Annotated in this window: 30 protein-coding genes and 1 tRNA gene; 22 read left to right on the forward strand and 9 right to left on the reverse strand. The window is 39.8% G+C overall.

Annotated elements, in window-relative coordinates:
- Positions 1-54 precede the first annotated feature (54 nt).
- From QXF67_01615 to QXF67_01695, 17 genes are all read left to right on the forward strand, one after another.
- Positions 55-315, forward strand: coding sequence for a hypothetical protein (locus QXF67_01615; GenBank protein ID MEM3060216.1), 261 nt, complete (start codon positions 55-57; stop codon positions 313-315).
- A 77-nt stretch (positions 316-392) separates the two neighbouring features.
- A complete protein-coding gene (locus QXF67_01620) occupies positions 393-1,625 on the forward strand; it encodes an endonuclease Q family protein (GenBank protein ID MEM3060217.1) in 1,233 nt (410 codons plus the stop codon).
- Between the two features lie 2 nt (positions 1,626-1,627).
- Positions 1,628-2,506: a UbiA family prenyltransferase gene (locus QXF67_01625; GenBank protein ID MEM3060218.1), complete on the forward strand. Its 879-nt coding sequence runs from the start codon at positions 1,628-1,630 to the stop codon at positions 2,504-2,506.
- Positions 2,507-2,690: 184 nt separating this feature from the next.
- Entirely contained in the window at positions 2,691-3,572 is an 882-nt protein-coding gene (locus QXF67_01630) for a phosphoribosylaminoimidazolesuccinocarboxamide synthase (protein ID MEM3060219.1), read from the forward strand.
- Positions 3,573-4,022 carry a 5-(carboxyamino)imidazole ribonucleotide mutase gene (gene purE, locus QXF67_01635; protein ID MEM3060220.1) on the forward strand — a complete coding sequence of 150 codons (450 nt, stop codon included), beginning with the start codon at positions 3,573-3,575 and terminating at the stop codon, positions 4,020-4,022.
- A 94-nt stretch (positions 4,023-4,116) separates the two neighbouring features.
- Positions 4,117-4,698 carry a methyltransferase domain-containing protein gene (locus QXF67_01640; protein MEM3060221.1) on the forward strand — a complete coding sequence of 194 codons (582 nt, stop codon included), beginning with the start codon at positions 4,117-4,119 and terminating at the stop codon, positions 4,696-4,698.
- A gap of 88 nt (positions 4,699-4,786) precedes the next feature.
- Positions 4,787-5,398, forward strand: coding sequence for a superoxide dismutase (locus QXF67_01645; protein MEM3060222.1), 612 nt, complete (start codon positions 4,787-4,789; stop codon positions 5,396-5,398).
- A gap of 23 nt (positions 5,399-5,421) precedes the next feature.
- Positions 5,422-5,922 (forward strand): cupredoxin domain-containing protein, encoded by a 501-nt coding sequence (locus QXF67_01650; protein MEM3060223.1) that lies wholly within the window; start codon positions 5,422-5,424, stop codon positions 5,920-5,922.
- A gap of 75 nt (positions 5,923-5,997) precedes the next feature.
- Complete coding sequence (locus tag QXF67_01655) at positions 5,998-7,989, forward strand: hypothetical protein (GenBank protein MEM3060224.1); 1,992 nt, start codon at positions 5,998-6,000, stop codon at positions 7,987-7,989.
- Between the two features lie 9 nt (positions 7,990-7,998).
- Positions 7,999-8,406, forward strand: coding sequence for a hypothetical protein (locus QXF67_01660; GenBank protein ID MEM3060225.1), 408 nt, complete (start codon positions 7,999-8,001; stop codon positions 8,404-8,406).
- Positions 8,396-8,881: a hypothetical protein gene (locus QXF67_01665; GenBank protein ID MEM3060226.1), complete on the forward strand. Its 486-nt coding sequence runs from the start codon at positions 8,396-8,398 to the stop codon at positions 8,879-8,881. The genes QXF67_01660 and QXF67_01665 overlap by 11 nt, the downstream gene beginning before the upstream one ends.
- Positions 8,874-9,305: a hypothetical protein gene (locus QXF67_01670; protein ID MEM3060227.1), complete on the forward strand. Its 432-nt coding sequence runs from the start codon at positions 8,874-8,876 to the stop codon at positions 9,303-9,305. The genes QXF67_01665 and QXF67_01670 overlap by 8 nt, the downstream gene beginning before the upstream one ends.
- On the forward strand, positions 9,284-10,114 hold the full coding sequence (locus tag QXF67_01675; protein MEM3060228.1) for a hypothetical protein: 831 nt from the start codon (positions 9,284-9,286) through the stop codon (positions 10,112-10,114). The genes QXF67_01670 and QXF67_01675 overlap by 22 nt, the downstream gene beginning before the upstream one ends.
- Positions 10,104-10,766, forward strand: a complete 663-nt coding sequence (locus QXF67_01680) for a CBS domain-containing protein (GenBank protein ID MEM3060229.1) — start codon at positions 10,104-10,106, stop codon at positions 10,764-10,766. The genes QXF67_01675 and QXF67_01680 overlap by 11 nt, the downstream gene beginning before the upstream one ends.
- Positions 10,763-12,298: an ATPase, T2SS/T4P/T4SS family gene (locus tag QXF67_01685; GenBank protein MEM3060230.1), complete on the forward strand. Its 1,536-nt coding sequence runs from the start codon at positions 10,763-10,765 to the stop codon at positions 12,296-12,298. Before QXF67_01680 ends, QXF67_01685 begins: the two co-directional genes overlap by 4 nt.
- 22 nt (positions 12,299-12,320) lie before the next feature.
- Positions 12,321-13,244 carry a type II secretion system F family protein gene (locus QXF67_01690; GenBank protein MEM3060231.1) on the forward strand — a complete coding sequence of 308 codons (924 nt, stop codon included), beginning with the start codon at positions 12,321-12,323 and terminating at the stop codon, positions 13,242-13,244.
- Positions 13,241-14,200, forward strand: a complete 960-nt coding sequence (locus QXF67_01695; protein ID MEM3060232.1) for a type II secretion system F family protein — start codon at positions 13,241-13,243, stop codon at positions 14,198-14,200. The genes QXF67_01690 and QXF67_01695 overlap by 4 nt, the downstream gene beginning before the upstream one ends.
- 127 nt (positions 14,201-14,327) lie before the next feature.
- Here the strand turns inward: QXF67_01695 and QXF67_01700 are convergent, their stop codons facing one another.
- A complete protein-coding gene (locus tag QXF67_01700; protein ID MEM3060233.1) occupies positions 14,328-14,783 on the reverse strand; it encodes a hypothetical protein in 456 nt (151 codons plus the stop codon).
- A 93-nt stretch (positions 14,784-14,876) separates the two neighbouring features.
- Here QXF67_01700 and QXF67_01705 point away from each other — a divergent pair, with 93 nt between their 5' ends.
- Genes QXF67_01705 through QXF67_01715 form a run of 3 tightly spaced genes read left to right on the forward strand, consistent with a single transcriptional unit; the run spans position 14,877 to position 16,066 of the window.
- Positions 14,877-15,191, forward strand: coding sequence for a hypothetical protein (locus QXF67_01705; GenBank protein ID MEM3060234.1), 315 nt, complete (start codon positions 14,877-14,879; stop codon positions 15,189-15,191).
- The gene (locus tag QXF67_01710; protein ID MEM3060235.1) at positions 15,192-15,503 is read left to right on the forward strand and encodes a hypothetical protein; all 312 of its coding nucleotides are present in this window, start codon (positions 15,192-15,194) and stop codon (positions 15,501-15,503) included.
- Positions 15,504-15,517: 14 nt separating this feature from the next.
- The gene (locus QXF67_01715) at positions 15,518-16,066 is read left to right on the forward strand and encodes a hypothetical protein (GenBank protein ID MEM3060236.1); all 549 of its coding nucleotides are present in this window, start codon (positions 15,518-15,520) and stop codon (positions 16,064-16,066) included.
- A 17-nt stretch (positions 16,067-16,083) separates the two neighbouring features.
- Here the strand turns inward: QXF67_01715 and QXF67_01720 are convergent, their stop codons facing one another.
- Positions 16,084-16,863: an ATPase domain-containing protein gene (locus tag QXF67_01720; GenBank protein ID MEM3060237.1), complete on the reverse strand. Its 780-nt coding sequence runs from the start codon at positions 16,861-16,863 to the stop codon at positions 16,084-16,086.
- A gap of 40 nt (positions 16,864-16,903) precedes the next feature.
- On the opposite strand from QXF67_01720, the gene QXF67_01725 reads away from it, so the two are divergent.
- The gene (locus QXF67_01725; GenBank protein MEM3060238.1) at positions 16,904-17,086 is read left to right on the forward strand and encodes a hypothetical protein; all 183 of its coding nucleotides are present in this window, start codon (positions 16,904-16,906) and stop codon (positions 17,084-17,086) included.
- 13 nt (positions 17,087-17,099) lie between these two features.
- On the opposite strand, the gene QXF67_01730 is transcribed toward QXF67_01725, so the two are convergent.
- The 7 genes from QXF67_01730 to QXF67_01760 form a co-directional block, all read right to left on the reverse strand.
- Positions 17,100-17,217: transfer RNA gene (locus QXF67_01730), tRNA-Leu, on the reverse strand.
- A gap of 94 nt (positions 17,218-17,311) precedes the next feature.
- Positions 17,312-18,064 (reverse strand): PAC2 family protein, encoded by a 753-nt coding sequence (locus QXF67_01735; protein ID MEM3060239.1) that lies wholly within the window; start codon positions 18,062-18,064, stop codon positions 17,312-17,314.
- A gap of 23 nt (positions 18,065-18,087) precedes the next feature.
- On the reverse strand, positions 18,088-19,797 hold the full coding sequence (locus tag QXF67_01740; protein ID MEM3060240.1) for a type II secretion system F family protein: 1,710 nt from the start codon (positions 19,795-19,797) through the stop codon (positions 18,088-18,090).
- A gap of 2 nt (positions 19,798-19,799) precedes the next feature.
- Entirely contained in the window at positions 19,800-21,188 is a 1,389-nt protein-coding gene (locus QXF67_01745; protein MEM3060241.1) for an ATPase, T2SS/T4P/T4SS family, read from the reverse strand.
- Positions 21,188-21,532 (reverse strand): DUF192 domain-containing protein, encoded by a 345-nt coding sequence (locus tag QXF67_01750; protein ID MEM3060242.1) that lies wholly within the window; start codon positions 21,530-21,532, stop codon positions 21,188-21,190. The genes QXF67_01745 and QXF67_01750 overlap by 1 nt, the downstream gene beginning before the upstream one ends.
- A 17-nt stretch (positions 21,533-21,549) precedes the next feature.
- A complete protein-coding gene (gene uppS / locus QXF67_01755; protein ID MEM3060243.1) occupies positions 21,550-22,227 on the reverse strand; it encodes a polyprenyl diphosphate synthase in 678 nt (225 codons plus the stop codon).
- A 9-nt stretch (positions 22,228-22,236) separates the two neighbouring features.
- Complete coding sequence (locus QXF67_01760; protein MEM3060244.1) at positions 22,237-23,316, reverse strand: NAD(P)/FAD-dependent oxidoreductase; 1,080 nt, start codon at positions 23,314-23,316, stop codon at positions 22,237-22,239.
- A 63-nt stretch (positions 23,317-23,379) separates the two neighbouring features.
- Here QXF67_01760 and QXF67_01765 point away from each other — a divergent pair, with 63 nt between their 5' ends.
- Complete coding sequence (locus QXF67_01765) at positions 23,380-24,906, forward strand: glycosyltransferase family 39 protein (GenBank protein MEM3060245.1); 1,527 nt, start codon at positions 23,380-23,382, stop codon at positions 24,904-24,906.
- The last annotated feature ends 51 nt before the right edge of the window (positions 24,907-24,957 follow it).

The following is a 24,957-nucleotide window of genomic DNA, read 5'->3' on the forward strand; positions in this document are numbered from 1 at the left end:
TAACTCTAATGAAGAAAAAGATTAATTATTTAACTTTGACTTCAAAATAAAATCATGCCCACTACCATATCCGACCTTCGCAAAATTTTTGATTCTATTGCCAGCATAGGCGGAGATAAGAAAGCTATTGAGGGACCCACGGAACTGATGAAGTTGGCAGTTGAGATTGGAAAATCAGACCTTTCAGCAGACGAAAAAGAGTTCTTTTTTGAATCGCTTCGCTCGGAATGTCTCGCAGATGACGGGAAGGTAACTAAAGATGAGTTCAACACACTTTTGGACAAGATAGAAAAAATGAGAAAAGGGAAGAGCTAGTCGTCCTGTTTGTCTGCAGAACCATCATAGCTTCATGCTCAACCTTTTTATTTTTCGTCTTGTTCATCTTTCACATAATGAGAGTCATAGCTGATCTTCATCTTCATTCTCGCTATTCACGCGCAACAAGCCAAGACATGAATCTTGATGGTCTTTCACGGTGGGCAAAACTAAAGGGTATAAACGTTCTTGGCACGGGGGACTTTACTCACCCAAAATGGATAAGCGAGCTTGAGAAATTAATACCGGCAAACGACGGCATCTATACTTACAATGGTGTATACTTTATATTAAGCGTAGAGGTTTCAAACATTTTTTCCGTCGATAACAAGATTAAAAAAATTCACCAGATAGTGCTTTGTCCTTCACTTGAAATAGCCCGTCAGATAAACTCGGAGCTTGAAAAAAAGGCTGATCTTTCATCAGATGGAAGGCCGACCCTCGGTATGAGCGCAGCAGAGCTTGTTGAGATAATAATGTCAATATCTCCAAAAAATGTGGTTGTGCCAGCCCACATTTGGACTCCATGGTTTTCACTATTTGGCTCAAATTCTGGCTTTGATTCAATAGCCGAGTGTTATGAAGATATGAAAAAGCACATATTTGCTCTTGAAACAGGCTTGTCATCTGACCCGAAGATGAATTGGCGCCTTTCCACTCTTGATGACTATTCCCTTATATCAAACTCAGACGCTCATTCTCCCTCAAAACTCGGAAGAGAAGCCAACGTCTTTGAACTATCAGAGCTTACATACGACAGCCTTATTGGTGCAATAAAGTCAAAGGACAAGCAAAAATTCATCTGTACCTACGAGTTCTTTCCCCAAGAGGGAAAATATCACTACGATGGGCATAGAAGTTGCGGCGTTTCTCTTTCACCAAAACAAAGCAAACGATACGGAAACATCTGCCCTGTTTGCAAAAGTCCTATTACCATAGGCGTTTTACATCGTGTAGAAGAACTCGCTGATAGGGATGAAGGATTCATACCAAAAAATGCCATCCCCTTTGAGTCATTAGTACCTCTTCAAGAACTTATTGCAAAGGCGTTAAAAAAAGGAGAATTCACAAGCGCAGTTATGGAGGAATATAACCGCATTGTACGCTACTTTGGAAGCGAATTTGCTGCTTTACATGCAAAGGAAGAAGAACTAAGCATTGCAACCGACCAGAGAATCTCAAAAGCAATAATTAACATGCAGCAGGGAAAAATTCATATCACACCGGGATACGATGGAGTTTTTGGAAAGATTGAATTTTTTAAAAGCAATGAAGAAAGAGCAATCCAATCCACCCTTGGTGATTTTTAAAGATGAACGCAGGCTTTATTAGAAACTTTATACGCTTGACGAGGATTGAGCATGGTCTAGTCCTAATGCTTGCGGTTGCAACCGCAGAGATAATAGTTAAAAAAGACCTAAACTTTCTCTCAATCCCAATTCTTTTTTCTCTTTTTGTTCCACTACTAAACGAAATAGCTTCATTCTCACTCAACGACCTTCTGGATATTGAGGCAGACAGAATAAACAGAAGGGTTGACAGACCACTTGTCAGCGGAGAGATAAAAAAAACGACATCCGTGTTGATAGCTATTGGTGGTTATGCGTTAAGCATCATTTTAGCAACTTTCATAAATAAAGTGTGCTTTCTAATAGCAACAGTCTTTGCCCTTCTCTCAATCGCATACAATTACCACCTCAAGACTCTTCCACTTGTCGGCAATCTATACATCGCAAGTTCTATGGCTATTCCATTCTTGTTTGGCAATCTGTCAGTTTCACCTTATCCGCATCCCTTAGTCCTTTCCATTTCGCTTCTGGCGTTCATGTCTGGTCTTGCTCGCGAAATAATAAAATCAGCAGAAGATTTAGAGGGCGACATAAAAGCTCGCAAGGCACAGACCTTACCTGCATTAATAGGAGTTAAGTTTTCAGTTTTTCTTTCACTAGTCATTTATATCCTATTTATCCTATCTACCTCCATACCCTTTGCTTTTGGTCTCAAACCAAACCCTCCCCTTCCCATACCATACCTTCCGCTAATGCTGATAATAGTGGCTGATTTTATCATTCTTTACTCCTCTATCCGGCTTATCTTCTCACAGGAAAAAGAGGTTCTCTCATTCTCAAGAAAGCTGTCATTGCTTGCTCTAATTGTCGGAATGCTTGGAATCTTCTTTGGAAGCATCTAATATACAAAAAACCTTAAAGCTAAAAAGGCAAAAATGCAGGAAAGAAGACAAGCCAGCCGTTATGCCAACGAGGAGAAGGAGGCACTGCATCATACTAAAACTTTATTAACTACACGTTACTAACTAAAATAGCTTAATATTAACTACAAGATTAACTACAAGAGCTCAACTTCAAAAAGGGGGGATGGTTCTGCTAGTAATCACAAGTACAAGTCTTCCACTAAAACTATTCAGAAAAGGCAAAGTAAGAGACACTTATGATTACGGTCAAAATCTCCTAATGGTTGCTACCGATCGCCTTTCAGCTTTTGATGTAGTATTCAACGAAGGAATTCCGTTTAAGGGAATAATCCTAACCCAACTCTCCCTCTTTTGGTTTGATAAGTTAAAAGACTTAGTCAAAAACCATCTTATCTCAACAGAGATACCTTCTGTTCTTCCAAAGTACCTCAAGGATAGAAGTATGATAGTAAAAAGAGCCAAACCTCTCCCTGCCGAATTTATAGTTCGCGGATATCTTGCAGGAAGCGGCCTTAAAGACTATCTTGCAACCGGAAAGATTTCCGGAATAGAGCTACCCTCCGGATTAAAAAATTCAAGCAAACTACCACACCCTATACTAACTCCATCTACAAAGGCAGAAAAAGGACACGACCAAAACATCACAGCAGAAGAGCTAAAAGCCCTAATTGGAGAAGAGACATACGCCAAGGCAGAGAGCATGGCCATAAAAATATACAAAAGAGCAGCTGAATTTGCAGAGGAAAAAGGAATTATACTGGCAGATACGAAATTTGAATTTGGAAAGTATGAAGACGACATAATCCTTATAGATGAAGTACTCACCCCTGATTCCTCAAGATACTGGCCAAAGGAGCGATACAAAGAGGGAGAAAATCAAGAATCTTACGACAAGCAGTACGTGCGAGACTATTTAGAAAAAATTGGATGGAACAAGCAGCCTCCTCCACCCTCTCTCCCACAACACATAATAGAGAATACTTCAAAAAAGTACATTGAAATTTATACAAAACTAACTGGAAAACACTGGGATTTTGGTGATTAAATGGCGCGAGTGCATATAATTTTGGGAAGCAAATCCGATGAGGAGATTGCAAAAAAATGCGCAGACGTTCTAAGCGAGTTTGGAGTTGAATACGAAATTGAAGTTGCAAGTGCTCATCGTAATCCTGAAAAGCTGGAGGCCATAGTGCAGTCAAGTGACGCCGATTTATTTATAGCCATAGCTGGTCTTTCAGCAGCCCTGCCTGGAGCAATAGCAGCTAAAACTATAAAGCCAGTTATAGGCGTTCCGCTTAATGTAAAGCTTGAAGGTTTGGATGCTCTCCTCTCTACTATGCAAATGCCTTCAGGAGTGCCGGTAGCCACTGTCGGCATAGACAACTGGAAGAATGCAGCTATTCTTGCAGTAGAGGTACTTGCAGTCGCGAACAAAAATCTTAAAACCAAATTGGAAGACTACAAGGCAAGAATGAAAAGAGAAGGAGGAAAATAAAAAACCTAAAAATTAAAATAAAAAATAAAAAAGCGCGCCCTTCTCCATCCATCATATAAATTCTCTAAAACGATTATGGCTGGCTGTGTTTTAAGTGAGAAAGAACAAATACAACCCGCACTTTCCACCAATTCTTTTGCGATTAAAGAGAGGCCCACAGGTCCTCCTACCAAAAGACATAGGCCTAATTCTGGGGTTTAGTGGTGCAGGCAAAAACAGCAGATGTCTCGATGCAGGTTCTGGAAGTGGCTTTCTTGCAATAGCCCTTGGAAACGTTTGTAAATCAGTTGTCTCCTATGAGTGGCGCGAAGATTTTTTCTTACTCGCACAAGAAAACGTCTCACGATCGGGATTAAAGAATGTAAAAATAGTGAAGAGAAATATATTTGATGGCATAAAGGAAAGAAACCTTGATTTAATCACTCTTGACATGGCCAATTCTGATAGGATAGTCGGAATAGCCTACAAAGCTCTCAAAGTTGGTGGCTTTCTTGTAGGCTATCTCCCCCATGCTGAACAGGTTCAGAAGTTCGCATTCCAATGCAGGCTTGCGGGCTTTTCAGAAGTCTTCACCCTCGAATCCATAGTTAGAGAATATCTCGCGCATGATTCAGGTTTCAGGCCTCAGAACATGGGCCTAACTCACACAGCCTACCTTGTATTTGCAAAAAAATAAAAACTACTCAAAATTTAGTAACTACTCTTTTAATCCTCATTTTAAATCTTTATTGTGGAAGAGAAACGATTAAGGAGGTGGCGACAATATGAAGAAATTTGAACTACCAGATTTGCCATATTCGTATGATGCTCTTGAACCATATATCTCAAAGCAAATAATGGAACTCCACCATAAGAAGCACCATCTAGCGTACGTAAACGGCGCAAACGCTGCTGTTGATAAGCTTGAAAATTCACGCAAGGGAAAAGCTGAGATTGACATTAAAGCAACCCTCAGGGACCTTTCATTCAATCTCTCCGGTCATCTTCTTCATAAAGTTTTTTGGCAAAATATGGCTCCACCTTCAAAAAGCGGAGGCGAAACTCCTGGGGGGGAAGTAGGAGACAGGATAGACGAAAATTTTGGCTCATTTGAAGCTTTCAAAAAAGAATTCTCTTCAGCTGCAAAATCAGTTGAGGGAAGCGGCTGGGCTGCACTAATACTTGAGCCTACCTCCGAGCGCTTATTTGTTATTCAGATTGAAAAGCACAATCTTCTATCCCTTCCGCGCCAAAAGCCAATTTTGGTTCTGGACGTGTGGGAGCATGCATACTATCTTCAATATCTAAATGACAGAGCAAAATATGTTGACAATTTCTGGTCTATAATAAACTGGGACGATGTAAGCAAAAGACTCGAGAAATGCTCCAATAAATAGGAGGGGAGGTTGAAACTTTTAACATGAAAATCACAATTGCTCTATCACTGGTCTTCCTTTCTCTTCTCTCCATGCTTCTTCTTGGCTGCACGCAAGTATCAGAGAGAAGCCAGCCAGCATCTCAACAAACAAACAACCTCGAGAAAGAAAACACAGGTTCAGCTTCTTCTGATAAGACCGCTGGTGAGACCCTCCAGCAACAAAATTCTGAGCCACAAGCACCTGAAACTCATATTGTAAGGATGGAAGATGGGGGATACACTCCTTCTACTCTCACAATTAAGAAAGGAGATACTGTAATCTTTATAAATTATGGAACAAGGCCAAACTGGCCTGCAAGTGCAAACCATCCTACCCATGAGGTATATCCAGAAGGAGGAGGATGCATATCAAGTGCATTTGATGCGTGTAGAGGGCTATTACCAGGAGAAAACTTTACCTTTGTCTTTAACAAGATAGGCGAATGGGGTTATCACAATCACTTACAGCCAACTTCAAGAGGAAAAATAATAGTTCAGCAATAGCGGCTAACTAACTGAGCAACTGCAGATTGCAAAGTTCCACAAGCAATTTTAAATATGCTTTCCTTACACTAATCCGTGAAACAAAAAGGCCAGGCATCTCTTGAATACTTGATAATTACTGCCCTTGGAATATCTCTTATAGCTTCTCTTTTCTATTTTGGAATAAATTATTCTACAGATAACATTCGCTCAACACTCGCTAAAACTACAGTTGAGAAGTTGTCTCGAGAAGTCGATTACATACATTCTCTTGGTCCCGGCTCACGAGAAAGCATAAACATATACATTCCGGAAGGAACAACCAAATTTTCCATATCCGGAAATACAATCCATATGCAAATAGCCCTTTCAAGTGGAATCTCAGATGTATTCTCCAACACGCAGGCACAGCTTATAGGCTCACTCCCAACCAATCCAGGAGCTTACAACATAAATCTGTTTCATACAGATAGCGGAAAGATACTAATCGGAGACTCTTACCTTTCCTGCTATCCTGACTCAATAGTCAAGACTCTTATCCAAGGAGAAAACTCAACAGCTTTGGTCTATCTAACAAACAAAGGAGAAACAAATCTAAGCCAAATACTTGCATCGTTGAGCAGCAACTTGGGGGGCTCTCTAACTATAAGTCGCCAACCAGAAAGTACGCTAGAGCCCGGCAAAAATTCAAGTGTTGAGTTGCTGTTTTCCACTCAAAATCAGCGGGTAGGTGCTTATTCAGGCATGCTAATCGCAAATGCAAGTGGTGGGAGTGAATGCAGCACACTAATAACCCTCTCAGTTACTTCAACTCAGATAGAGGACACACAAGGTCCAGCTGTCACAACACTAAACATATCTCCGCCAAATCCCAATTCAGCGGATAGAATTGTAGTTAGCGCAATGGGAGATGAAACCTCAACAGGCAACAACACAGTATCTTCATGCCTGGCAGATATTGATTATGCAGAAATCTGGAACGCAATGTCTGCCAAAGACGGTTTTTATGATGAAATAAGAGAAGAAGTATTTTATGAGATAGGACTGCTATCTTCTGGACAGCATGTGGTAAGAGTCAAGTGCCTGGACTCACTCTCAAATGCTGGACAAACAGCCACCCATTCCTTTTTTGTTAATGCAAGCATTTCTGACAACATAGGTCCCTCGATTTCTTATCTTAACATCACGCCTACTAATCCAAACGAAAGCAGCCAGATAACAGTTGATGCCATAGCTGACGAGCTACTAAGCGGAGGTTCACGCATATCCTCCTGCGAAATTGGATTGGATTATAATGGAACATGGCAAAATATGACTGCTATAGATGGGGCATACGATGAAGTCGTCGAATCCGTTACCTACAACTTAGGAAATCTAAGCGCAGGGAGCCACACAATACGCATAAAGTGTACTGATTCCCTCTCCAATACGGGTCCCTCAACCATCTTGGGCTTTATTGTAACACAAAGCGAAGAATCAAGAAACAAACTACTCCTGCTTTCTGCTTCATCAATCCCAGGCCAAGATGCCGATGAAAACCGCTGGATTGCATGGTTGCAATACTACTCCTCATCAAACAGACTAAACTGGAGCTTTGATGTTTTTACATATACTGACGTCACCTCAAACAATTTGAATCTTTCAACCTACAAAGTTGCTATTTTAGTTGGAGCTCCCTCTTCTGACGATAATTTCTACAATCTTCTGAGAAGCTACAAGAATTCCGGCCATTTCATAATCTTACTGGGGAAAGCCTTTATCTATGGGGGAATGAATCTAAATCTCACAACAAGTACTTCATCCTCCATATCCAGAGACGCTTTGATAGTGATAACTTCCCATCCTGTAACCTCAGGATATGCAATCAACAATGAATACGCAACAACTACCTCCAATGCCGCAATCTATTACAACACAAGATATAGAGGAACAAATATACTTTCAATTGAAGGATATCCAACAAGAACAGTTACTGCAGAGCACGAGCGCGTAATAAGCTTTGGTGTTAGCCGTCCTGACATTCTTACAGCGGACGGTGAAACGTTTGTCAGTAGAATAATCAACTATTCTATCGCAAACTCACGATGAGGTAGAGATATGAAAAAAAAGAAGGCTCATGCGGGAATTGAGTTTCTTATAATGTTCTTTTTTGTCCTGTCAGCGTTTGCATTTGTAGTTTCTCTTCACTCACTCTATACTGAAGAAGCATCAAAAATAGTAACTTCAGTCAAATCAAACGAGATGTGTCTTGCAATATCCGGCGCGTTTAATGCGCTTTATCCTCTTGGAGAGGGTTCTTCATATCTTCTAAATCTCTCAACTTACCCCCGGGCCCAGAACCACAGTGTCTGGATATCAATCGAGCAGCAGCGTATAGTGGTAGACAAGGTTTCCTGTCCCTTAAGCTTTCCTATGCTTTCAAGTATCACTAATTCATCTTTTTTTCAGATTGAAAGAAATTTGTTTTTAAGAAATTCAGGCGGAGTGATGGTAATTGAGCAATAAAAACCACTATGTCACAGGGCAGCTCATATCCATAGATGCTGTTGTTTCCCTAATCGCGCTTATTTTTATAATCCTCTTATTTTTGTATCATTGGACAGAAGGTATCAAAATCACAAGCAATCTTGTAAGAAGAAATGGAATGGAGCAGTCAGCAATTGTTGCTTCAGATATTCTCTTAAAGTCTTCAGGCTATCCCCATAATTGGAATCAGTCAAATGTACAGGCAATCGGGCTTGCTTCCTCACCCCACGTACTTTCAGTAGATAAGATATTAGCATTCAAGAATATATCATACAACACATCAAAGAAACTCCTTGGCATAGTTGATGAGTTTTATTTTTATATAGACGATATCGAGGGAAATAGGATACACGAAGTTGGAAATTCCACATCAAGCGAGCTCTCTATCTCTGTTGTGAGGTTCGCGCTTCTTGATGGAAAAATGGTAAGAGTAGGGATGCTGATACATGGGTAAAGGATTTATATTTACGCTTGATGCCGTTCTTGCGCTATTTTTAGTATTCTTACTCTTACCAACTATGATATACCTGCTCCGAGGCATACAACCACCAAATTCTCTGCTTCTATTGGAGAAGAAATCAAATGATGCACTCGCAGTCCTTGGAAAAAACGGCGAGTTGGCAACTCTCAATGCATCGTCTCTCAACGCCTCTCTTACCAACCTTCTTAGAGGGCTTTCATGGCATCTTGAGATAAAGTATTACAATTATTCAGGAAGTTTTTTAGAGGCAGGCTCGCTATCTGTTGGAAGTCAGCCACCAATCGATTCTCCAATAATTGTTTCGTCTAGTCGACTTTTTTTGGTTCCAAATCCTGAAAAAGGGGTAAAATACTACGGCATCGCAAGGTTATCTATATGGCAGAAAAAAAAGGAGTAGCCGCAACAGCATCCGTAATTCTTCTTCTTAGTATCCTCCTATATCTTTCTTATTATCTCTCGCTTTACTCTTCTTCGCTTTATTCCTCATCCACTTTACTATCAGAGTTTGAGACAGCAGGCGTAAACTTTGACTCAATTGATCAGGCAGTCAGAGAAACGACAAAAAGAAATGCAATCGATGTTTCACAAAAACAAACTAATTTGTCAATAGCAATCAACTCTTCGCGCCTCCCTACCTACTTTGAGACACTAGGCGCCACTGAAAAATTCCTGCGGCTACAACCAGAACTAAATTCAAACATAATTACAGACAACCACTCCGTAGTGGTAATATTAACTCCTTTGAACATAACCCTTAACTACTCCTCTTCCAGATTCCTTGTTGCTCCGACCAACCAACAACAGGACATACCTAACATCTCATTTTATGAAATCTCATTACTTTTGCAATCACCAACGCCATCTATTAACTGGAGTTACCTATCAGAGCTTGAGGAAAATGACCCTTCCGCACTCCGCGTTAGAATAGCAATACAGGGAACAAACGGAACCACCTATTCACAAAAATATGTTAGTAGGACTTTACCTTCAAGAGCCGACCTTCTCAATTCGCAGGGGATTCCTATAATAAACATTAACGTTAATCCCTCCTCTACTCTAAATATCACGTGGATTCCAGACACATATATAAAGATTAATGCGGGATTGAATAGTGCCGTTGTAGCTGAGCTAAAAAGTGTTGTCATCAACACAAGCATAAATAAATGGGGATATAAGAGTAGGGGCGTGATATTGAGTGAAGATTAAAGATATCATGAGAAAGGAATTTGTGCTTTTGCGTGCAGATGATAGCTTGGAACACGTACTAAAGACCTTTGCAAAGGAAGGGATAACTTCAGCTCCGGTAGTCGATGATGGCATTTTTATTGGCGTAGTAAGCGAGTCAAGTCTTTTAAGATACTTATCCCCCCAAAAGTTTCTTTTTTTCTGGAAGAGAGACAAACCAAAATCCATAGATGAGATAAGAAGAATAACAGCTTCAAATCTTGCAAAAAAGGCAACCCTTACATTAAAACCAGATAATGAGCTTATTCAGGTGATCTGGAAAATAGCTGCAAACCCATATTGTGTCCCAATTTTAGACAAAAACAAGTTAGTCGGCATAATAAGAGGGGAGGATATTCTTCAGCTATTTTTGAAAGAACTTGCAGTTTTGGAATCTGAAGCCACTAATTCTAAAAAAGAATGGTCATATTCTGAGACTCAAATAGATAAAATCTTGGAGATGATAAGAACTAAGGGCTCTGTATCCTGCAATGAGCTTGCGCGGGAACTAAATACCAGCCAGAGAAATATAGAGCGAATCTGCTCTTCTCTTCACAAACATCATCTCATCAAGTTTAGATATTCTTTCTTTAGAGGGGCAATAGCTGAAAGGCTGGAGCATGAAACGAAATGAAAAGCAGAAGATACGAAAGCCAGAATATCATGGATAACTCTGGAAGAATTAAGGAAACAGAACTTGATTCCTATAACCTATGTGACGGAAGCCTCAAGGCCAATGTAGCAATCAAGAAAAGAGAAGGAGAGTGCATAAAGTCCTATTTTTTGGAAGTACCAAAGTGGAAAGAAGGAACAGAGGCATTTGTTGAGGATATAAAAGCAGAAATTCTTAAGAAAGTCAAAATAACTACGCAAGAAGCACTTAACATACGAATCCTTGATGAAGTCAGAGGAAAATTTCTTTCGCTTGCTCGTAGCATGATTCTTGATGCTCTACCGCACATCTCAGAAGAAGAGGCTGACGCTATTTCACGAAAAATCATACAAGATATGCTTGGCTTAGGAGACATAGAGTTCTTTATAAAAGATGATAATATAGAAGAAATCTGTGTCAACGGAGCTTCTCAACCAATCTGGGTTTATCACAGAAAACATGGGTGGCTAAAAACCAACATATCCATTGCTTCAGAAAACCAAATCTGGAACTATGCAAGCGCCATTGCACGAGGCGCCGGCAGACAAATAAACGTTCTTTCACCTTTTCTGGATGCTTATCTTCCAACAGGGGACAGAGTAAATGCAACTCTTTTTCCAATATCTTATTTTGGAAATACAATCACAATAAGAAAATTTGCAAGAAAACCATGGACCATCACAGACTATCTAACTACTAAAACACTCTCTTTGGAAGTAGCTGCAATTCTTTGGCTTGCAGTTCAATACGAAACAAATATCCTCATTTCTGGTGGAACGGGTTCAGGAAAAACTAGCCTACTCAATGTTCTCTCAATGTTTATCCCACCAAATCAAAGAGTTACAAGTATTGAGCAGACAAGAGAACTAACCCTCCCCCCTACCTTTCAGTGGGTACCTCTCGTCGTGAGAGAGCCGACAAGTGAAGGAATGGGTAAAGTGAGCATGCTAGACTTACTAATAAACTCTCTAAGAATGCGGCCTGATAGAATACTTGTCGGAGAGATCAGAAGAGAAGAGGAAGCGCAAGTCCTCTTTGAAGCCATACATACTGGCCACTCCGTATGCGCGACAATGCACGCTGAGACGGTGTCAGAAACCGTCAAGAGGCTTCTCAATCCGCCATTTTCGATACCGCCGGTTATGGTTGAATCTCTCCATCTAATAATACCAATGTACCGTGACAGAAAAAGTAATATACGAAGAATTTTTGAGATAGGTGAGGTTCTCCCAAGCGAGAGAGAAGGCATAAAGGAAAGAATAATCTACAGGTGGAGACCCTATAAAGATGCTATTGTTGCAGTTGAACCAAGCGTCCGCTTTATCGAAGCAATAAAAACCTATACCAACATATCGGACACAGAAATAAAAAGCGACTTAAAAGAAAAGGAGGAAGTCCTCCAGTTCATGGTCGAAAAGAACATAAACTCAGTCGAGGGAGTTGGAAATATAATATCCGACTATTATGACTCCCAGTCCTCGTTGCTTACAAAGATTCGCAAAAAACAAATATAGCCTCTGCAGGTGATGAGCGATAATGATAGATTTTATTCCCTTTCTCCCTTTAAACCCTCGAGGCAGATTAACGAAAAACATAATAAGACATTTCTATCCCCTTTCGTCTCTTTTTGTAAAACTATTTCCTCACCTTAAAGCAGAGCTTGAAGAATCTGAGATTGCATTTGATGCATTAGAATACGTTAGCAGTGCGTTCCTTTCATTTCTTATTTGGCTTATAGCCACCCTCTTAATACTTCTCACTTACATTTATGCAACTGGTATCTACTCATATACACTAAAACAACTTTCCATTGCAGGTGTTTTCTCTTTTCTTCTTCCATTAGCTTTGTTCATATATACTATGCTTTATCCGCGCTGGATTGCAAGCAAAAGAAGATTAGAACTTGAATCTGACTTGCTTTTTGCACTGAGAGGCTTGTTGATACAAACAAGTGCAGGTGTTTCTCTTTACGATGCATTAGCTTTTCTAAGTGAAGGTTACGAAGACAAGAAAACAGGCTATGGGGAAGTAGGAAGGCAATTCCATCTAATTGTGCAGGAAGTGCGTGGAGGCAAAGAATTCACTCAAGCCCTTGAAGAAAATGCAGCAAGACACAGATCCCCTTATTATAGACGTGTGTTATGGCAACTTGCAAACGCAAACAAATCTGGAGCTAATATAAGCAGAGTTCTTCAAGAGATCGTTTATTCACTCTCAGATGAGCAGAGAATCCTAATTCGCAACTATGGTTCAAAGCTAAACCTTCTCGCTCTCCTGTATATGATTTTTTGCATAATTGCTCCTACTATGGCAATCATTTTCCTTTCAATAGCAAGTTCCTTTGTTGAGACATCTTTTTTTAACGAGATAACACTTGGGACCATGCTTCTTGCACTTGTACTCTTTCAGATACTTTTCATGGGGCTTATAAAGACCAGCCGGCCAGTGGTGGCGCTATGAGCTACTTAGAAAAATTGTACGACAACATAACCTCTCTCCTTTATGTCTGTGACATCAAATACACTACTTCAGAATTCATTCTCCGGATGTTTGCCTATGGAATTGTGCTAAGTCTAGTCATTTTTGCGGTGCTATCTGCTTATTCAACATCCCTGTCATTTTTCGGGTCTCTATTTATATTTGCTATCTTTGAGATATCAATTTACTTTTTCCTACTTGTCAGTGCAAATAAAAGAACTGCTCAATTAGAAGAGTCTCTGCCGGACTTTCTTGCTTTTATGGCAAGCAACATACGGTCAGGGATTACATATGACAGGGCTCTTCTGCTGTCTGCAAAGAAGGAGTTCGGTTACCTTTCACGTGAAATAGACTATGCCGCAAAGGAATCTCTTGCTGGCAAGCCATTACAAGAAGTTCTTCTGGGGCTGGGAAGGAGAAGCCGTTCCGTGGCACTTTCCAAGTCAATGCGCCTTATAGTTCAAGGGTTTAATTCGGGGGGGAATCTTGCAAGCCTCTTGGACCAAACGGCCATCGAAATCCGCCGCTTCTCACTAATCAGAAAAGAAGTCCAATCTTCGATTTTAGTCTATAAACTTTTCATCTTTGCTGCAATTGCTCTGGGTGCTCCTCTTCTATATTCGGTTGCGAGTTTTCTAATAGAACTGATCTATGAAAGCAAACAAAGGATTTTCACTGAGGCATTTTTTGAGGGCGTTTCTTATCTTCAACTCACCCCTTCTTACAATCCAATAACTCCCTCTCTAGTATTCTCGTTTTCTCTTCTCGCAATCTTAATAACGTCATTTTTTGGTTCACTTACCTCAGGAATAATCTCAAAAGGAGAAGAATCGGAAGGCATTGCTTATTTTCCACTAGTAATCACAATATCTATCGCCGTTTTCTTTTTAAGCAGATTCTTGTTGGAATCATTTGTTAAAAAGATTTTCCTCTTGTAGTAAAATTAGTTTATCATTAGACCATTAATTTTTTCATCGTCCCCACATCAAAATCGATGTAGCAACTTGTAGAGTGAAACTTGTAGTAGAAATTAGTTTATCATTAGCCTACCAACTGCCTATCACTTCACCCTACTCTCCCAGTAAGAGTTCCGGAATCCACATACACAAATCCACTTACAAGGTCTCGATAAGTAATTTCAACCTTCAAGCTGTAACCCCCTCCCTTTGCAGGCGCTCCTGGCAACGTTCCAACACTTATCGTACTTGATGTTCTCCCAGCAGAGATATTCATTGGAGTGGCATACACCACTGAGTTTCCTCTAAACGTTGCATTTATCTTTACTACTTCTATATCTGACCCAACGGCATTTCTAAGCTGTATGCTCATAGCTCCTCCTTCTTCAATTCTCCACGCCGATACTCCCACTTGAGTAAACCCTATGGCCTTACTTCCTATAAAGTTCTCCATATCAAAAACGCCAAGAGCAAAAAGAGCCCCTACGACAAGTACTATCAAAAGGAGAGCCCATCCATACGTCATCAAAAAATCAAGTCCTGCTTGTGCTCTTAGAATACGCATAAACACACAGCCTACTAATCACAATATGAATTTATAAATATTATTACTGTATTGAAACTCAAACCTACAATCCAAGCGGCAGGTTAGGTGTTTATGATTTGGCACGTCCTCCTATTTATCCTATACTTCTTGACACTTCTCATTTCTCTTCACATAGGCAAAAAAATGCACGGCGGTCCATTCACTTCGGTATTGCCATTCTTTATATCTGCAGTTGGCATTTTGGCTGCAAAGCACTTTTTTGAGCTTATATTCGTGCTTTTTTCTTTTCAAGTAGAAAAAGACTTAGATTCTCTGAGATTTTCAACACAAGCTCTCCAGCTTGTTGCAGGCATAATGCTAATGACTGCCCTCTATCATTTTTACCATATGGGCCATATTTTTAGTGAGTGGAAGAAGGTGCGCTAGATGGGGGAAGAAACATTAATTGGACTTGCAATTGGAGTAAAACTTGCAGTCTTCTTGGCAATTTTCTTTTATTCCCTTCTAATAGCAGAGCTTGGCAGGTTAAGGGAATTCTGGCTTTTTATTGTCTTTGGTGCAGCCTATGCCATTGTAGCCTCCCTTGAATTTATAGCTGTCTTTTCATCATTTTCTCAAGGACTTGTGCTATCCTTGGATAGTATACAGACAGCAATATACATTCTTGAAGGAATCGGCGCTATCTCCCTTTTGGCAATCCTCTACTCGATTGACAAAAATATAAAGAACTACAAATAGGGGATAGAAGGTAGATGTCAAAACATTTCTCTCTCTCTTATCTCAAGCCGAACTCAGTTACTCTTTTTATTGTTCCTGCAAGCAGGTACATAAATATAAACAATAAAATTTTGAAGCACTTCATAAATAAGCTTAAGTTTTTCTGCATTTACGTATCTGTCAGTAGGTCTGCGGTTGAAATAGAAAAAATACTCAAAAAAGCAAGTATCCAGACAAAGAATATCTTTTACATAGACGCAATCTCACGCTCGCCAATAGGAATTCAGCGAATAGGCAATGCCATATTGTTAGAAAACCCTAAAGATTTAACACATATAAGCATAGCACTCTCAAAAGCGGTCTCCTCCTCTCCCGGAAACAAAAGAACACTTATTTTTGTAGACAGCCTCTCAACTCTAGTTATATATAACGGCATCGATACTGTTACTAAATTTATGCATTATCTAATAAATCAATCAAAAAGGTGGGGGGTATCAGGAGCCTTCATATCTGTAGAAGAAGAAGCTAATACTGCGCTTCTCTCAAAACTTGAAAATCTCGTTGATCATTACATTAAGGTCTGACTACTTTTCGAGTTCACTTAAAAAACTTCTGCATCAGGATAAATCTCTATCCCCTTTTCTGTTATCTCCATTGGGATAAGTCTAATCTCGTGTTTGCTTTCAGTCATCTTTCTTACAAATATTGTTCTTACAAATGTTCCGCTTTCCTTCTTTTCGGTGAGGCTAAAGACGATCACTCCATCAGCTACAAACTCTTCAAAGCCTGTTGAAGAAAACCCATGGGCGCCTTCTTTTATATCCGTAATTGCAAGCAAGGTTATCTTAAGCGATTTTATCTGTCGCCTTATATCTGAAAGGGCTTTTCGAATATCATAAACATTTTCAAAGTAAGCTGTAATTAGACTAAAAGGATCGATAACAATCCGTTTTACCCCATAACGCTCAGTATGGTCCTCTATTATCTCTTTTAGCACATCGAATCTATAAACTTCAGGTTTGACAACAACAAGTTTGTTTTCTTGGATGAGTCGAGAGGCAGCCTTGCAAATTCTTTTTGCCTTGTTTATAATTTCTATTGGTTCATCTTCTAACGTGATATATAATCCAGGCTCACCCTTTGTCGCCCCCCAGCAAAGGAACTGCAAGGCAAAGGTCGATTTTCCAGTTCCGCAAGTCCCAGACAAGAGTGTGAGGCTTGAAGCCGGGATTCCGCCACCGACAATTCTATCAAACTCAGGAATGCCAGACTCAATTCTACTTGTATCCTTGACCAATATTCTAAAATTACCTCTCCTATCTATTCTCTTAAGTCTCTTTTCTTTACCACCAATCCTTTTTCTATTCCTCGTTGATGCCATAAACAAATAATTCTTCTGAAAAGCTTATAAAGTAAAAAGAATGGCCATTTTATTGTCTGGACGTGCAGGAGGGAGAAGCAAGGCAAACCAGTTCATCAAATTCGAGGCAGTCGAAGAATTGCTCAAAATCATCCATCTGTTGTGCACTTCAAACCCCTTCCTGCTTTTCTCCTTCCGCGCAAGGGCATTATTTGTGTTCGCGCCAAATTTGGTTAGTGCTTAGTACGTGGGTAAAGTGCAGGAGGAGGGATTTGAACCCACGAAGGCCTAAGCCACGGGATTTCAAATTAAACTGTTTTTGTTACAGCATTAATCTTAAGTCCCGCCCATTTGACCAGGCTCTGGTACTCCTGCAGAAATAATTTTTGTAAAAAGATGTTTATAGATTTTTATATTGGTGTCTTTAGCGCTTTCAAATCAACTTCTCATAACTCAACCATTCGTTAGTCTAACCATACATACTTCCTATGCCGTAATCCTTTCCCTCAGCTTCTTTATATTTATTATGAACTGATTTTGCTTTTTCTATTAATTCCTTCATCTTGTCTTGGATTTCGGTAGCTTCTCTCTCCAATTCCGAGGTATCTACATTTATCCCGACAAGTTTATTTAATGCTTCGATAACCATTGCAGCACCCTTGGGATCCATAAATTCAGCGTGAGCTTCTGCAAGTAGAGAACTTACGGGATATCCAAGGCCAGCTCCGATTGAGAGGAGAACGGCAGCAACGCCTGTAGTCGCACCTTCCTTTATAACAGACACCCCTTTTATCTGCGATAATCTTTTTACAAGTGAAGGTGTGCTTGCAATTGCATAAACAGTATCCTGTTCTCCTTTTATTGTAATTCCACCAAGTGAAATAATCTCCCTTGCCTTCTTCTCTTTTGCGTACTCAAAGATTACCTCTGCTAGGTTTCTTACTTTTATCATAGGAATTACAAATTCCGAGAGTATTACAATAATTCTTTTACTAGGCGAAGCATAGACCCTTGCAGGGTGCATTGGCAAATAATTGTGCACTGCCGCCAAAGGTGGAAATGCGCGGCTTGTTACATACCCTACTTGTTCCATCTTGAGCTTCTCAACAAGATACGATGCGGCAACTGTTCCAACCAAACCTATTCCCGGAAATCCTTCGACTATAATAGAGTTTTTTATAGAATACTTTTTCGTTTCAACTATCTTTACGTCATCTATCATACAATGAATTATCTGAGTAAAAATTAAAAACCTACTTTAAGTGGATTTGCGTCCATGGCAAAAGAGAACAAGAAAAGAGAGGAAGCAGCCATCAGCAAAAAATATGGAAAAAATTTGGATTTGTCCCCTTCAATATGTCCAACCATAAGAGATGAGAAGAGACAGCATATTACTAAATAAATGCGATTTGCCAGAGGAAGAGCATTTTTTATTTCAGCCCCACCCAAACTACTCTCTCTCCCCAAGAAGTTCGTTTTCCCAATATCAAGCGAGTTTGCCATAGACAACACACTTCCAAGAATAAGGGGCACTAAAACTCCTCCCCCAATAATAATAGTGTATTTTTGAACAGCCAGGAGACTGGCTCTTTCTCTTAGCAGAGAGAGAAACAAAAAGACATTCTCTGCACCCTCACGCAAAGCTCTTCGAACTTCACCACCGCTTTTGTACCCGTGTAACATAAGAAAGTTTACTCTTTCAAGAAGCTTGGAGCTGTTTCTTTCAGCCATGTCTGAAAGAGCAGAAGATACGCTCATCCCAGCCCTTATCTGATTGCTTGCTGCAGAAAATTCCTTTGAAAGTTCTCCATAGCCTCCTTGGGCAATAGCCTCAATTATTTTTTCTTCTTTTGCAATATTCTGAAGAGACGCCGCATGAAATAGCGCGTCAGGTATAGCGTTTTCAATTTCCTGGTTTCGCCTGCTTTCGACATATTCAAAAATCCAATAAGCGCAGATTGGAAAAATAATTAAAAGACAACCCAGATAAAGAAGAGGAGCCCAAAAAATTCCACTTATGAGCAGCAAAACACCTATAACGATAGACGCAGCAGCTGCCATAAATGCAACCTGAGGCTCTACTCTCATCCTTTTCAAGTATCCTCTAATATCAAACTTCTTAGTTCCTGTCTTGGCGGGGGGCATCATCTTCCATACTAAAATAAGAACCAAGAGGTTAATCAAAGGAAATACTATCAAAAAACCAATCCATAACTGATAAAGCGAAATATCAAACTGAGGCAAGGAGGAAAAAACAACTAACATTACCTGAAAAAAAGCCGGTAACAAGGCAGATACTGCTATAAAAAAAAGTCCAACGAAAGATAATCTTGAAGAATACTCCCTATTCCTTGTTTTCTGGATATCCACAAGGTCATCTGCAAGCCTACGTAAATTTTCACCCTTCGTCCCATACTCATATGCGGAGACAAGCAAATTTACTGCCCTGAGTACATGGCGAGAGTCTACTCTAGTTGCAATGTTGGATATTGCAGAAATTGCAGATGAACCCCCTCTTATCTCCCCCATGGCACGTCTAAACTCCTCTGATACCGCATACTTCCCTTCTGAAATTTTTTCTAATGCCTTCTCAAACGGCATCCCCAAATCAATAAAAAGTGCAATCTCCCTTAGCACAAACGCAAGCTCAGATTCAATTACCTCCGCCCTTTTTTTTGCAAGCACCGCTGGAAAATGCAGACATCCATAAAGCGCAATTCCAAAGAAAACAAGAACACTTCCAACTACAAAAATAATCTCTCCTGTAATTGTAATCGCAATCAAAAAAACAAAAATCAAAACAAGAATTGAGAACAGAACAGAGAATAAAAGATATCTCCTAACATTTATTCCAATTGCGGACTTTTTAAGAAGTGCGCTAATCCTTGCCTCTGTTTTCTGGGAAAATATCCCGAGTTCAGGCAGAAAGTTACCTACAGTTTCAATCAAACCCAATATTAGTCATCCCCATAAGTGAATTTTTGAATTAGTGCGAAGCTTTCTTCATAAGTTGGTTTTCTTCTTGCAAGTTTTCTGATAAATTCCTCTCTTCTACTAATCTCAGACAAAACTTCGTTCTTACTTATTCCTAAAAATGACGCTATCCTGTTAAATGTAGTAGAATTTAGATACTGTGGAATTAAACAATCCTTCTTTTCATCATATTGAAATAACATCTTAACCCCAATCTCCCCCTCTTTTTTTACTTCTGCAATCTCAGTTATCCTTCTTTTTTCACCGACCCTCTTTGTTTTTGCATCATAAAAAGAAATTCTCCTCTGGCATATAGTAAGGTCAAGGGATCTACAGTCCATATCCGAGACACCCAAATTCTTCATCCTCTGGATGGCTTCCTGGGAACTTTGGGCGTGCATAGTCGCATAACTCCCTTTTGCTTGTCCGGAAAGCATTGTCTCAACTAGTCCGCTCACTTCCTCACGGGTTCTTACTTCTCCAACAATAACCCTATCTGGTCTCATGCGCAAGCTGTCCCAAACCATCTCCTTTATTCCGATTCCAAGTTCCTCGTTTGCAATCATTCTTACAAAATGAGGTTGTAATACCCTAATCTCAGGAGTATCCTCAAATGCAACAACTCTTTCATTTTTTGGTACAAATGAAAAAAGCGCATTTAGAGTAGTAGTTTTTCCGCTGGCGGTATTGCCGCACACAAGCATTCTCAAGTCAAACTGCATTGCACACCAGAGAAATGATAACGCTTCAAAAGTCAGTGTTCCATTGAGCGCAAGCTCCCAGGGAGCAAACGGTGAGCTCGAAAACTTTCGTATTGTAAGCTCCCCTTGAGAAAGGGGCGGGATGCTTGCATGAATTCTCGAGCCTCCTGGAAGAATAGCGTTTAATTTTGGTTTTTGGTACGTTACTCTTCTTCCCATTTCACGACCCATCTTATTTATGACTTCAATCAACAATTCCTCGTCGCTGAAAACTAGATTCGTTCTTTTCCACCCCGAATTTCTAAGATAGATATAAACAGGCTTTCCAAGACCAATAACTGATACCTCCTCAACATCACTGTCAGATATAGGACATTCGAGCCCGCAAAATCCGCTTATATGAGAAAGGCATGCCTCCAGAATATCCCTATACTGGTCTTCTCCAAGCTCTATCTGATTCTCGCGGCAATTTTGTTCTATAATCTCTCCAATAGCCCTCTCAATCTCCTCTTTCTCAATCGTTTCGTGTTCTCGTGAATATTCCGAAAATTTTGTGATTATCTCTTTTGCAAACTCTCTTTCCTCATTAGAAAGTGGAGGTAAGGGAATTTGATACTCTGCCTTTACGGGTAATATCCGCCAGCCAATGTCTGTTGTTTTTTGTTCTCCCACTAAACTACCGATATTTTCTCTCCACATTTTATTTTAAATTTTCTTGCAAAACCCGCAGGCATTTCAAGCAGAAATCGACACTTTCTCCGAGGTCTTATATAAAGAGTAAATGGCTTGACCGACTGAAAAACATCCACCACAACGTAATTAGCATCTAGAAATACTGCGTCAAATGAAAAAAATACAAAAAGCGAATGTATAGCCCAACGCTTATCTTCTTCAAACTCAAACAGGATAGGGGCTGCTTTTTTTCTGAACATCAATCCTAACACTTTACTAATGGAACTTGCAGCGACTTCAGCGTTCTTTGCTATTGTCTGTCTTCCCTTCTTTATTTTAACCATGAGGTACATTCACGTCTTTATTTTCCAAATCTCCTCTTTCTTTTCGAATACTCTAGGAGTGCCTTCTTAAACTCTCGTTTATCAAATTCCGGCCATAATTTTTTTGAAAAATAAAATTCCGAGTATGCTGATTGATATGGCATAAATCCAGAAGTTCTTATCTCTCCAGAAGTTCTTATAATTAAATCGGGGTCAGGTAAGTCATTTGTATAAAGAAGCTTCTGAAAGCTTTTTTCATTTACTCGGATCCCCAATTCAACCGCCTTATTAACCGCATCCACAATCTCTTGTCTGCCCCCATACCCAAAAAATAGATTCAGGAAATATTTTTTGTTTTTTGAAGTCCTCTGCTCTATCTCAGCCATCTTCTTTTGAATACTCTGCGGAAAAATCTCCCTTCTTCCATAGAATCTTACCCTTATTTTGTATTTTGAATAGTCTTTCTCCTTTTCCCCTTCTTTGAGCTTTTCTTCGAATAACCTAAAGAGATAATTCACCTCCTCTTTGCTTCTTGTAATGTTTTCAGTTGAGAATCCCCAAAGAGAGACCATCTTAACTCCCAATTCCCTGCACCACTCGAGGGTTTTTTTCATATTTTCTATTCCCTTTTTGTGACCTTCAAGCGTTGGCAGACCATTTTTTCTTGCCCACCTGCGGTTTCCGTCAGGAATTATTGCAACGTGGTATGGTTTCATAAAAACAACTCAACCGAAAGCAATCATCTTGATATAATCAATTAGCTTTTCTTTTTCAATCATTTTGGTTGGCATATCCATATGCCCATGCTTTTCCAAAAAGCGGTCTGTTTTTAATCCCTTTACAATTCTGAAGCCCATTTCAAGTGCACCATCCCCAATATTGTTGAGAAAGCAACGCACAATATTGTGGATAGCGAGGTCAGCTTCATATCTTTTTCGCCATTCAGCCTCATATAATTTAGGCTTCTCCACACATCTTCCAGCTATTTTTCCACACAGGCAACCAAAAACAATCCCCCCTCCAGTACTTGCCTTTACTTGGCCAGCAGCATCTCCAACTAGCATCACGTTTCTGCCTTCAAATGTACCTGAAGTTTTTTTCCTAACCTCAAGAGGAATGAGCGCTGACGACGTATTCCTCCTCTTCATGTCCTTAACCCCAAGTTTGCTTATGAATCTATCAAAAAATTTCTTGCTGTTATTTGGAAGACCAACTCCAACCCCTATTCTTGAATAGCCGTCACATGCTGGCACGACCCAACCAAAAAATCCTGGAAAGTCCTTTTGAGATAAGTACACATATACTCTGTCTTTTTCGGGTGCGAAATCAACCTCTTGCTGATAAGTGTTCACAAAACGCCTTATTCTCGGAAAACGAAAATAATCTGCCACAAATGAATTCGGCCCATCAGCTCCCACAATCTCTCTTTTTGATGCAATATCACTTTTAGAGACTCTTTTTCCGTAGATAATTTTTACTCCCTCTTTCTCTGCCCTTTCGGCACATAAAACATCAAAATGCGCTCTGTCAATTACATATGCTGCTGTACTTTTACACTTTATTGCAATCTCTTCTTTTCCTGCAAAGATGCGAGCCCCGCTTATCTGAGAGAGAACACACTTTCTGTAATCTATAAACTCTGAAAGCTCGTCCAAACCTGTCTTTGAAACAAGACCGGTGCAATTAACGGGATTTCCTATTTGTCTATGCTCTTCATAAACTACTACATCATGTCCACTCATCGCTGCCGAAATTGCGCAAAAAAGCCCTGCAGGCCCTCCCCCCACGACGTCCAGTTTTGCCATGTCCTAGCTAAGTAGCATTTAAAGTTAAAAAACAATACAATAACAATAAAACCGTTTGATTGTATGCTTCAGAGAGAAAGTGCAAGAAGTGTGATTTTAATACTGCTCTTTTCATTACTTATCCGACTTGCTCTCTTTCTCATTGTTCCTATAACTGGCGACGCTGTCTTTCACTATAATTTTACCAAATTCATTGCTTCAAATCTTTATATCCCTTCATTTGAGATTGAAGTCGGAGCAGGTGCACTCCCTTATTTCCATCCGCCTCTACACCACTTGCTCGGTGTTCCGCTTTACTGGATAGACCCTAAACTACCATTTCTTGCACCCCTCGTCTATGGGGTAATCGGCCTATTCTTTGGCTATAGGTTACTAACATTACTTTTTGGCAAGGAGATTGCGTTCTACTCGCTTATTTCTGCTGCTATCCTCCCACCGCTTCTCTATTACTCAGCCATAAATTATACTGATTCGCTTATGTTTTTGACGATAACAGGAGCTCTTTATTTTTACTTCAAATATTCTAAAGAACACCTAAAAAGACACTTCATCTATTCAATAATATTCTCAGCTTTCTCACTCTTAACCCATTATCATGGCATCGCAGTACCATTAGGTATTGCCTTTCACTCTATTTTTTCAAGGAAAAACAAAACAGACGCAATTCTATCCCTAGTCGTCCCTCTTCTCCTCTCTTCCCCATGGTATGTCCGCAACTATCTTCTCTATGGTAACCCAGTTTTCCCAGTATTTGATTTAGGTTTTTATCCAGGAGCACAATATGATGTTCCAACTTTTTTTGACTCCACAACGCGCCTTATTTCTCCTATCTTTTGGTTAAACATGCTTCTTGAATTTATGATTGGTGCTCCTAATTCTGGAGATTCTTATTCTTATATCTCACAAAACCAATCAGTATCTCCCCTTTTGCCCGCCCCCTTTGTTCCGGCTGCACTTGTTTTTTGGTTACTAGCTTGGGGGTACGTCCTATTAATAATGCTTTATGGCCTCCATTCTCTTCTTTCAAAAGAAAAACATCTAGCAACATTATTTATCTTTCTTTTTTTACTTTCTCTATTTTTTTCTATTCAGACCCCATATCCTCGAATGTTTTTTTCTACTTTTCCATTTCTAATCGCTGGAGCAGGATTCGGAATAAATCATCTTTTGGTCCGCTTTAAGATAAAAGCATTAATCAGTCTTGTAATTGCAGGGCTTTTAATTGTCGCCGTTCCATTTGCCTATGCGGTTACTTACAAGAAACTTTTTGAAAAACACCTCGAGTATTATTCCCTTATCAAAGAAAAAATCCCAAAAGATTCAATTATCCTTTCGACCTCTCCAGAAAGAATAATCTTCTATTCTGGAATACTCTCAAACTATTTTGGTAATGTAAAAGGGCGAATCCCAGCTGACATTCTCTACTCCAAAAACTATCCTGCACTAAAAGAGTACAACATAACTCACATATGCGAGACTACTCTTCTTCACCTAAGTCCAGTTGAAAAGGAATTTTTTGATAGCATAGAACAAGAGCCACTCTTCATATACAAGAGCAATGGATACTTCGGCAAATGCTGGAAAATCTAGCACTGTCATGTTTTTTATACTTAAAGCTCAAAGTATCTCAGGAGGTTTATT

This window comes from Candidatus Anstonellales archaeon (assembly GCA_038869735.1).
In the GTDB taxonomy this organism is placed as follows: domain Archaea; phylum Micrarchaeota; class Micrarchaeia; order Anstonellales; family CG1-02-47-40; genus JAWCQO01.

Excerpts from the sequence above, each read along its gene's own strand:
- QXF67_01615 (MEM3060216.1), top strand. The coding sequence starts at position 55 with ATGCCCACTACCATATCCGACCTTCGCAAAATTTTTGATTCTATTGCC.
- QXF67_01620 (MEM3060217.1), top strand. The coding sequence starts at position 393 with ATGAGAGTCATAGCTGATCTTCATCTTCATTCTCGCTATTCACGCGCA.
- QXF67_01625 (MEM3060218.1), top strand. The coding sequence starts at position 1,628 with ATGAACGCAGGCTTTATTAGAAACTTTATACGCTTGACGAGGATTGAG.
- QXF67_01630 (MEM3060219.1), top strand. The coding sequence starts at position 2,691 with ATGGTTCTGCTAGTAATCACAAGTACAAGTCTTCCACTAAAACTATTC.
- purE (MEM3060220.1), top strand. The coding sequence starts at position 3,573 with ATGGCGCGAGTGCATATAATTTTGGGAAGCAAATCCGATGAGGAGATT.
- QXF67_01645 (MEM3060222.1), top strand. The coding sequence starts at position 4,787 with ATGAAGAAATTTGAACTACCAGATTTGCCATATTCGTATGATGCTCTT.
- QXF67_01650 (MEM3060223.1), top strand. The coding sequence starts at position 5,422 with ATGAAAATCACAATTGCTCTATCACTGGTCTTCCTTTCTCTTCTCTCC.
- QXF67_01660 (MEM3060225.1), top strand. The coding sequence starts at position 7,999 with ATGAAAAAAAAGAAGGCTCATGCGGGAATTGAGTTTCTTATAATGTTC.
- QXF67_01670 (MEM3060227.1), top strand. The coding sequence starts at position 8,874 with ATGGGTAAAGGATTTATATTTACGCTTGATGCCGTTCTTGCGCTATTT.
- QXF67_01675 (MEM3060228.1), top strand. The coding sequence starts at position 9,284 with ATGGCAGAAAAAAAAGGAGTAGCCGCAACAGCATCCGTAATTCTTCTT.
- QXF67_01685 (MEM3060230.1), top strand. The coding sequence starts at position 10,763 with ATGAAAAGCAGAAGATACGAAAGCCAGAATATCATGGATAACTCTGGA.
- QXF67_01690 (MEM3060231.1), top strand. The coding sequence starts at position 12,321 with ATGATAGATTTTATTCCCTTTCTCCCTTTAAACCCTCGAGGCAGATTA.
- QXF67_01695 (MEM3060232.1), top strand. The coding sequence starts at position 13,241 with ATGAGCTACTTAGAAAAATTGTACGACAACATAACCTCTCTCCTTTAT.
- QXF67_01700 (MEM3060233.1), bottom strand. The coding sequence starts at position 14,783 with ATGCGTATTCTAAGAGCACAAGCAGGACTTGATTTTTTGATGACGTAT.
- QXF67_01705 (MEM3060234.1), top strand. The coding sequence starts at position 14,877 with ATGATTTGGCACGTCCTCCTATTTATCCTATACTTCTTGACACTTCTC.
- QXF67_01710 (MEM3060235.1), top strand. The coding sequence starts at position 15,192 with ATGGGGGAAGAAACATTAATTGGACTTGCAATTGGAGTAAAACTTGCA.
- QXF67_01715 (MEM3060236.1), top strand. The coding sequence starts at position 15,518 with ATGTCAAAACATTTCTCTCTCTCTTATCTCAAGCCGAACTCAGTTACT.
- QXF67_01720 (MEM3060237.1), bottom strand. The coding sequence starts at position 16,863 with ATGGCATCAACGAGGAATAGAAAAAGGATTGGTGGTAAAGAAAAGAGA.
- QXF67_01725 (MEM3060238.1), top strand. The coding sequence starts at position 16,904 with ATGGCCATTTTATTGTCTGGACGTGCAGGAGGGAGAAGCAAGGCAAAC.
- QXF67_01735 (MEM3060239.1), bottom strand. The coding sequence starts at position 18,064 with ATGATAGATGACGTAAAGATAGTTGAAACGAAAAAGTATTCTATAAAA.
- QXF67_01750 (MEM3060242.1), bottom strand. The coding sequence starts at position 21,532 with ATGGTTAAAATAAAGAAGGGAAGACAGACAATAGCAAAGAACGCTGAA.
- uppS (MEM3060243.1), bottom strand. The coding sequence starts at position 22,227 with ATGAAACCATACCACGTTGCAATAATTCCTGACGGAAACCGCAGGTGG.
- QXF67_01760 (MEM3060244.1), bottom strand. The coding sequence starts at position 23,316 with ATGGCAAAACTGGACGTCGTGGGGGGAGGGCCTGCAGGGCTTTTTTGC.
- QXF67_01765 (MEM3060245.1), top strand. The coding sequence starts at position 23,380 with ATGCTTCAGAGAGAAAGTGCAAGAAGTGTGATTTTAATACTGCTCTTT.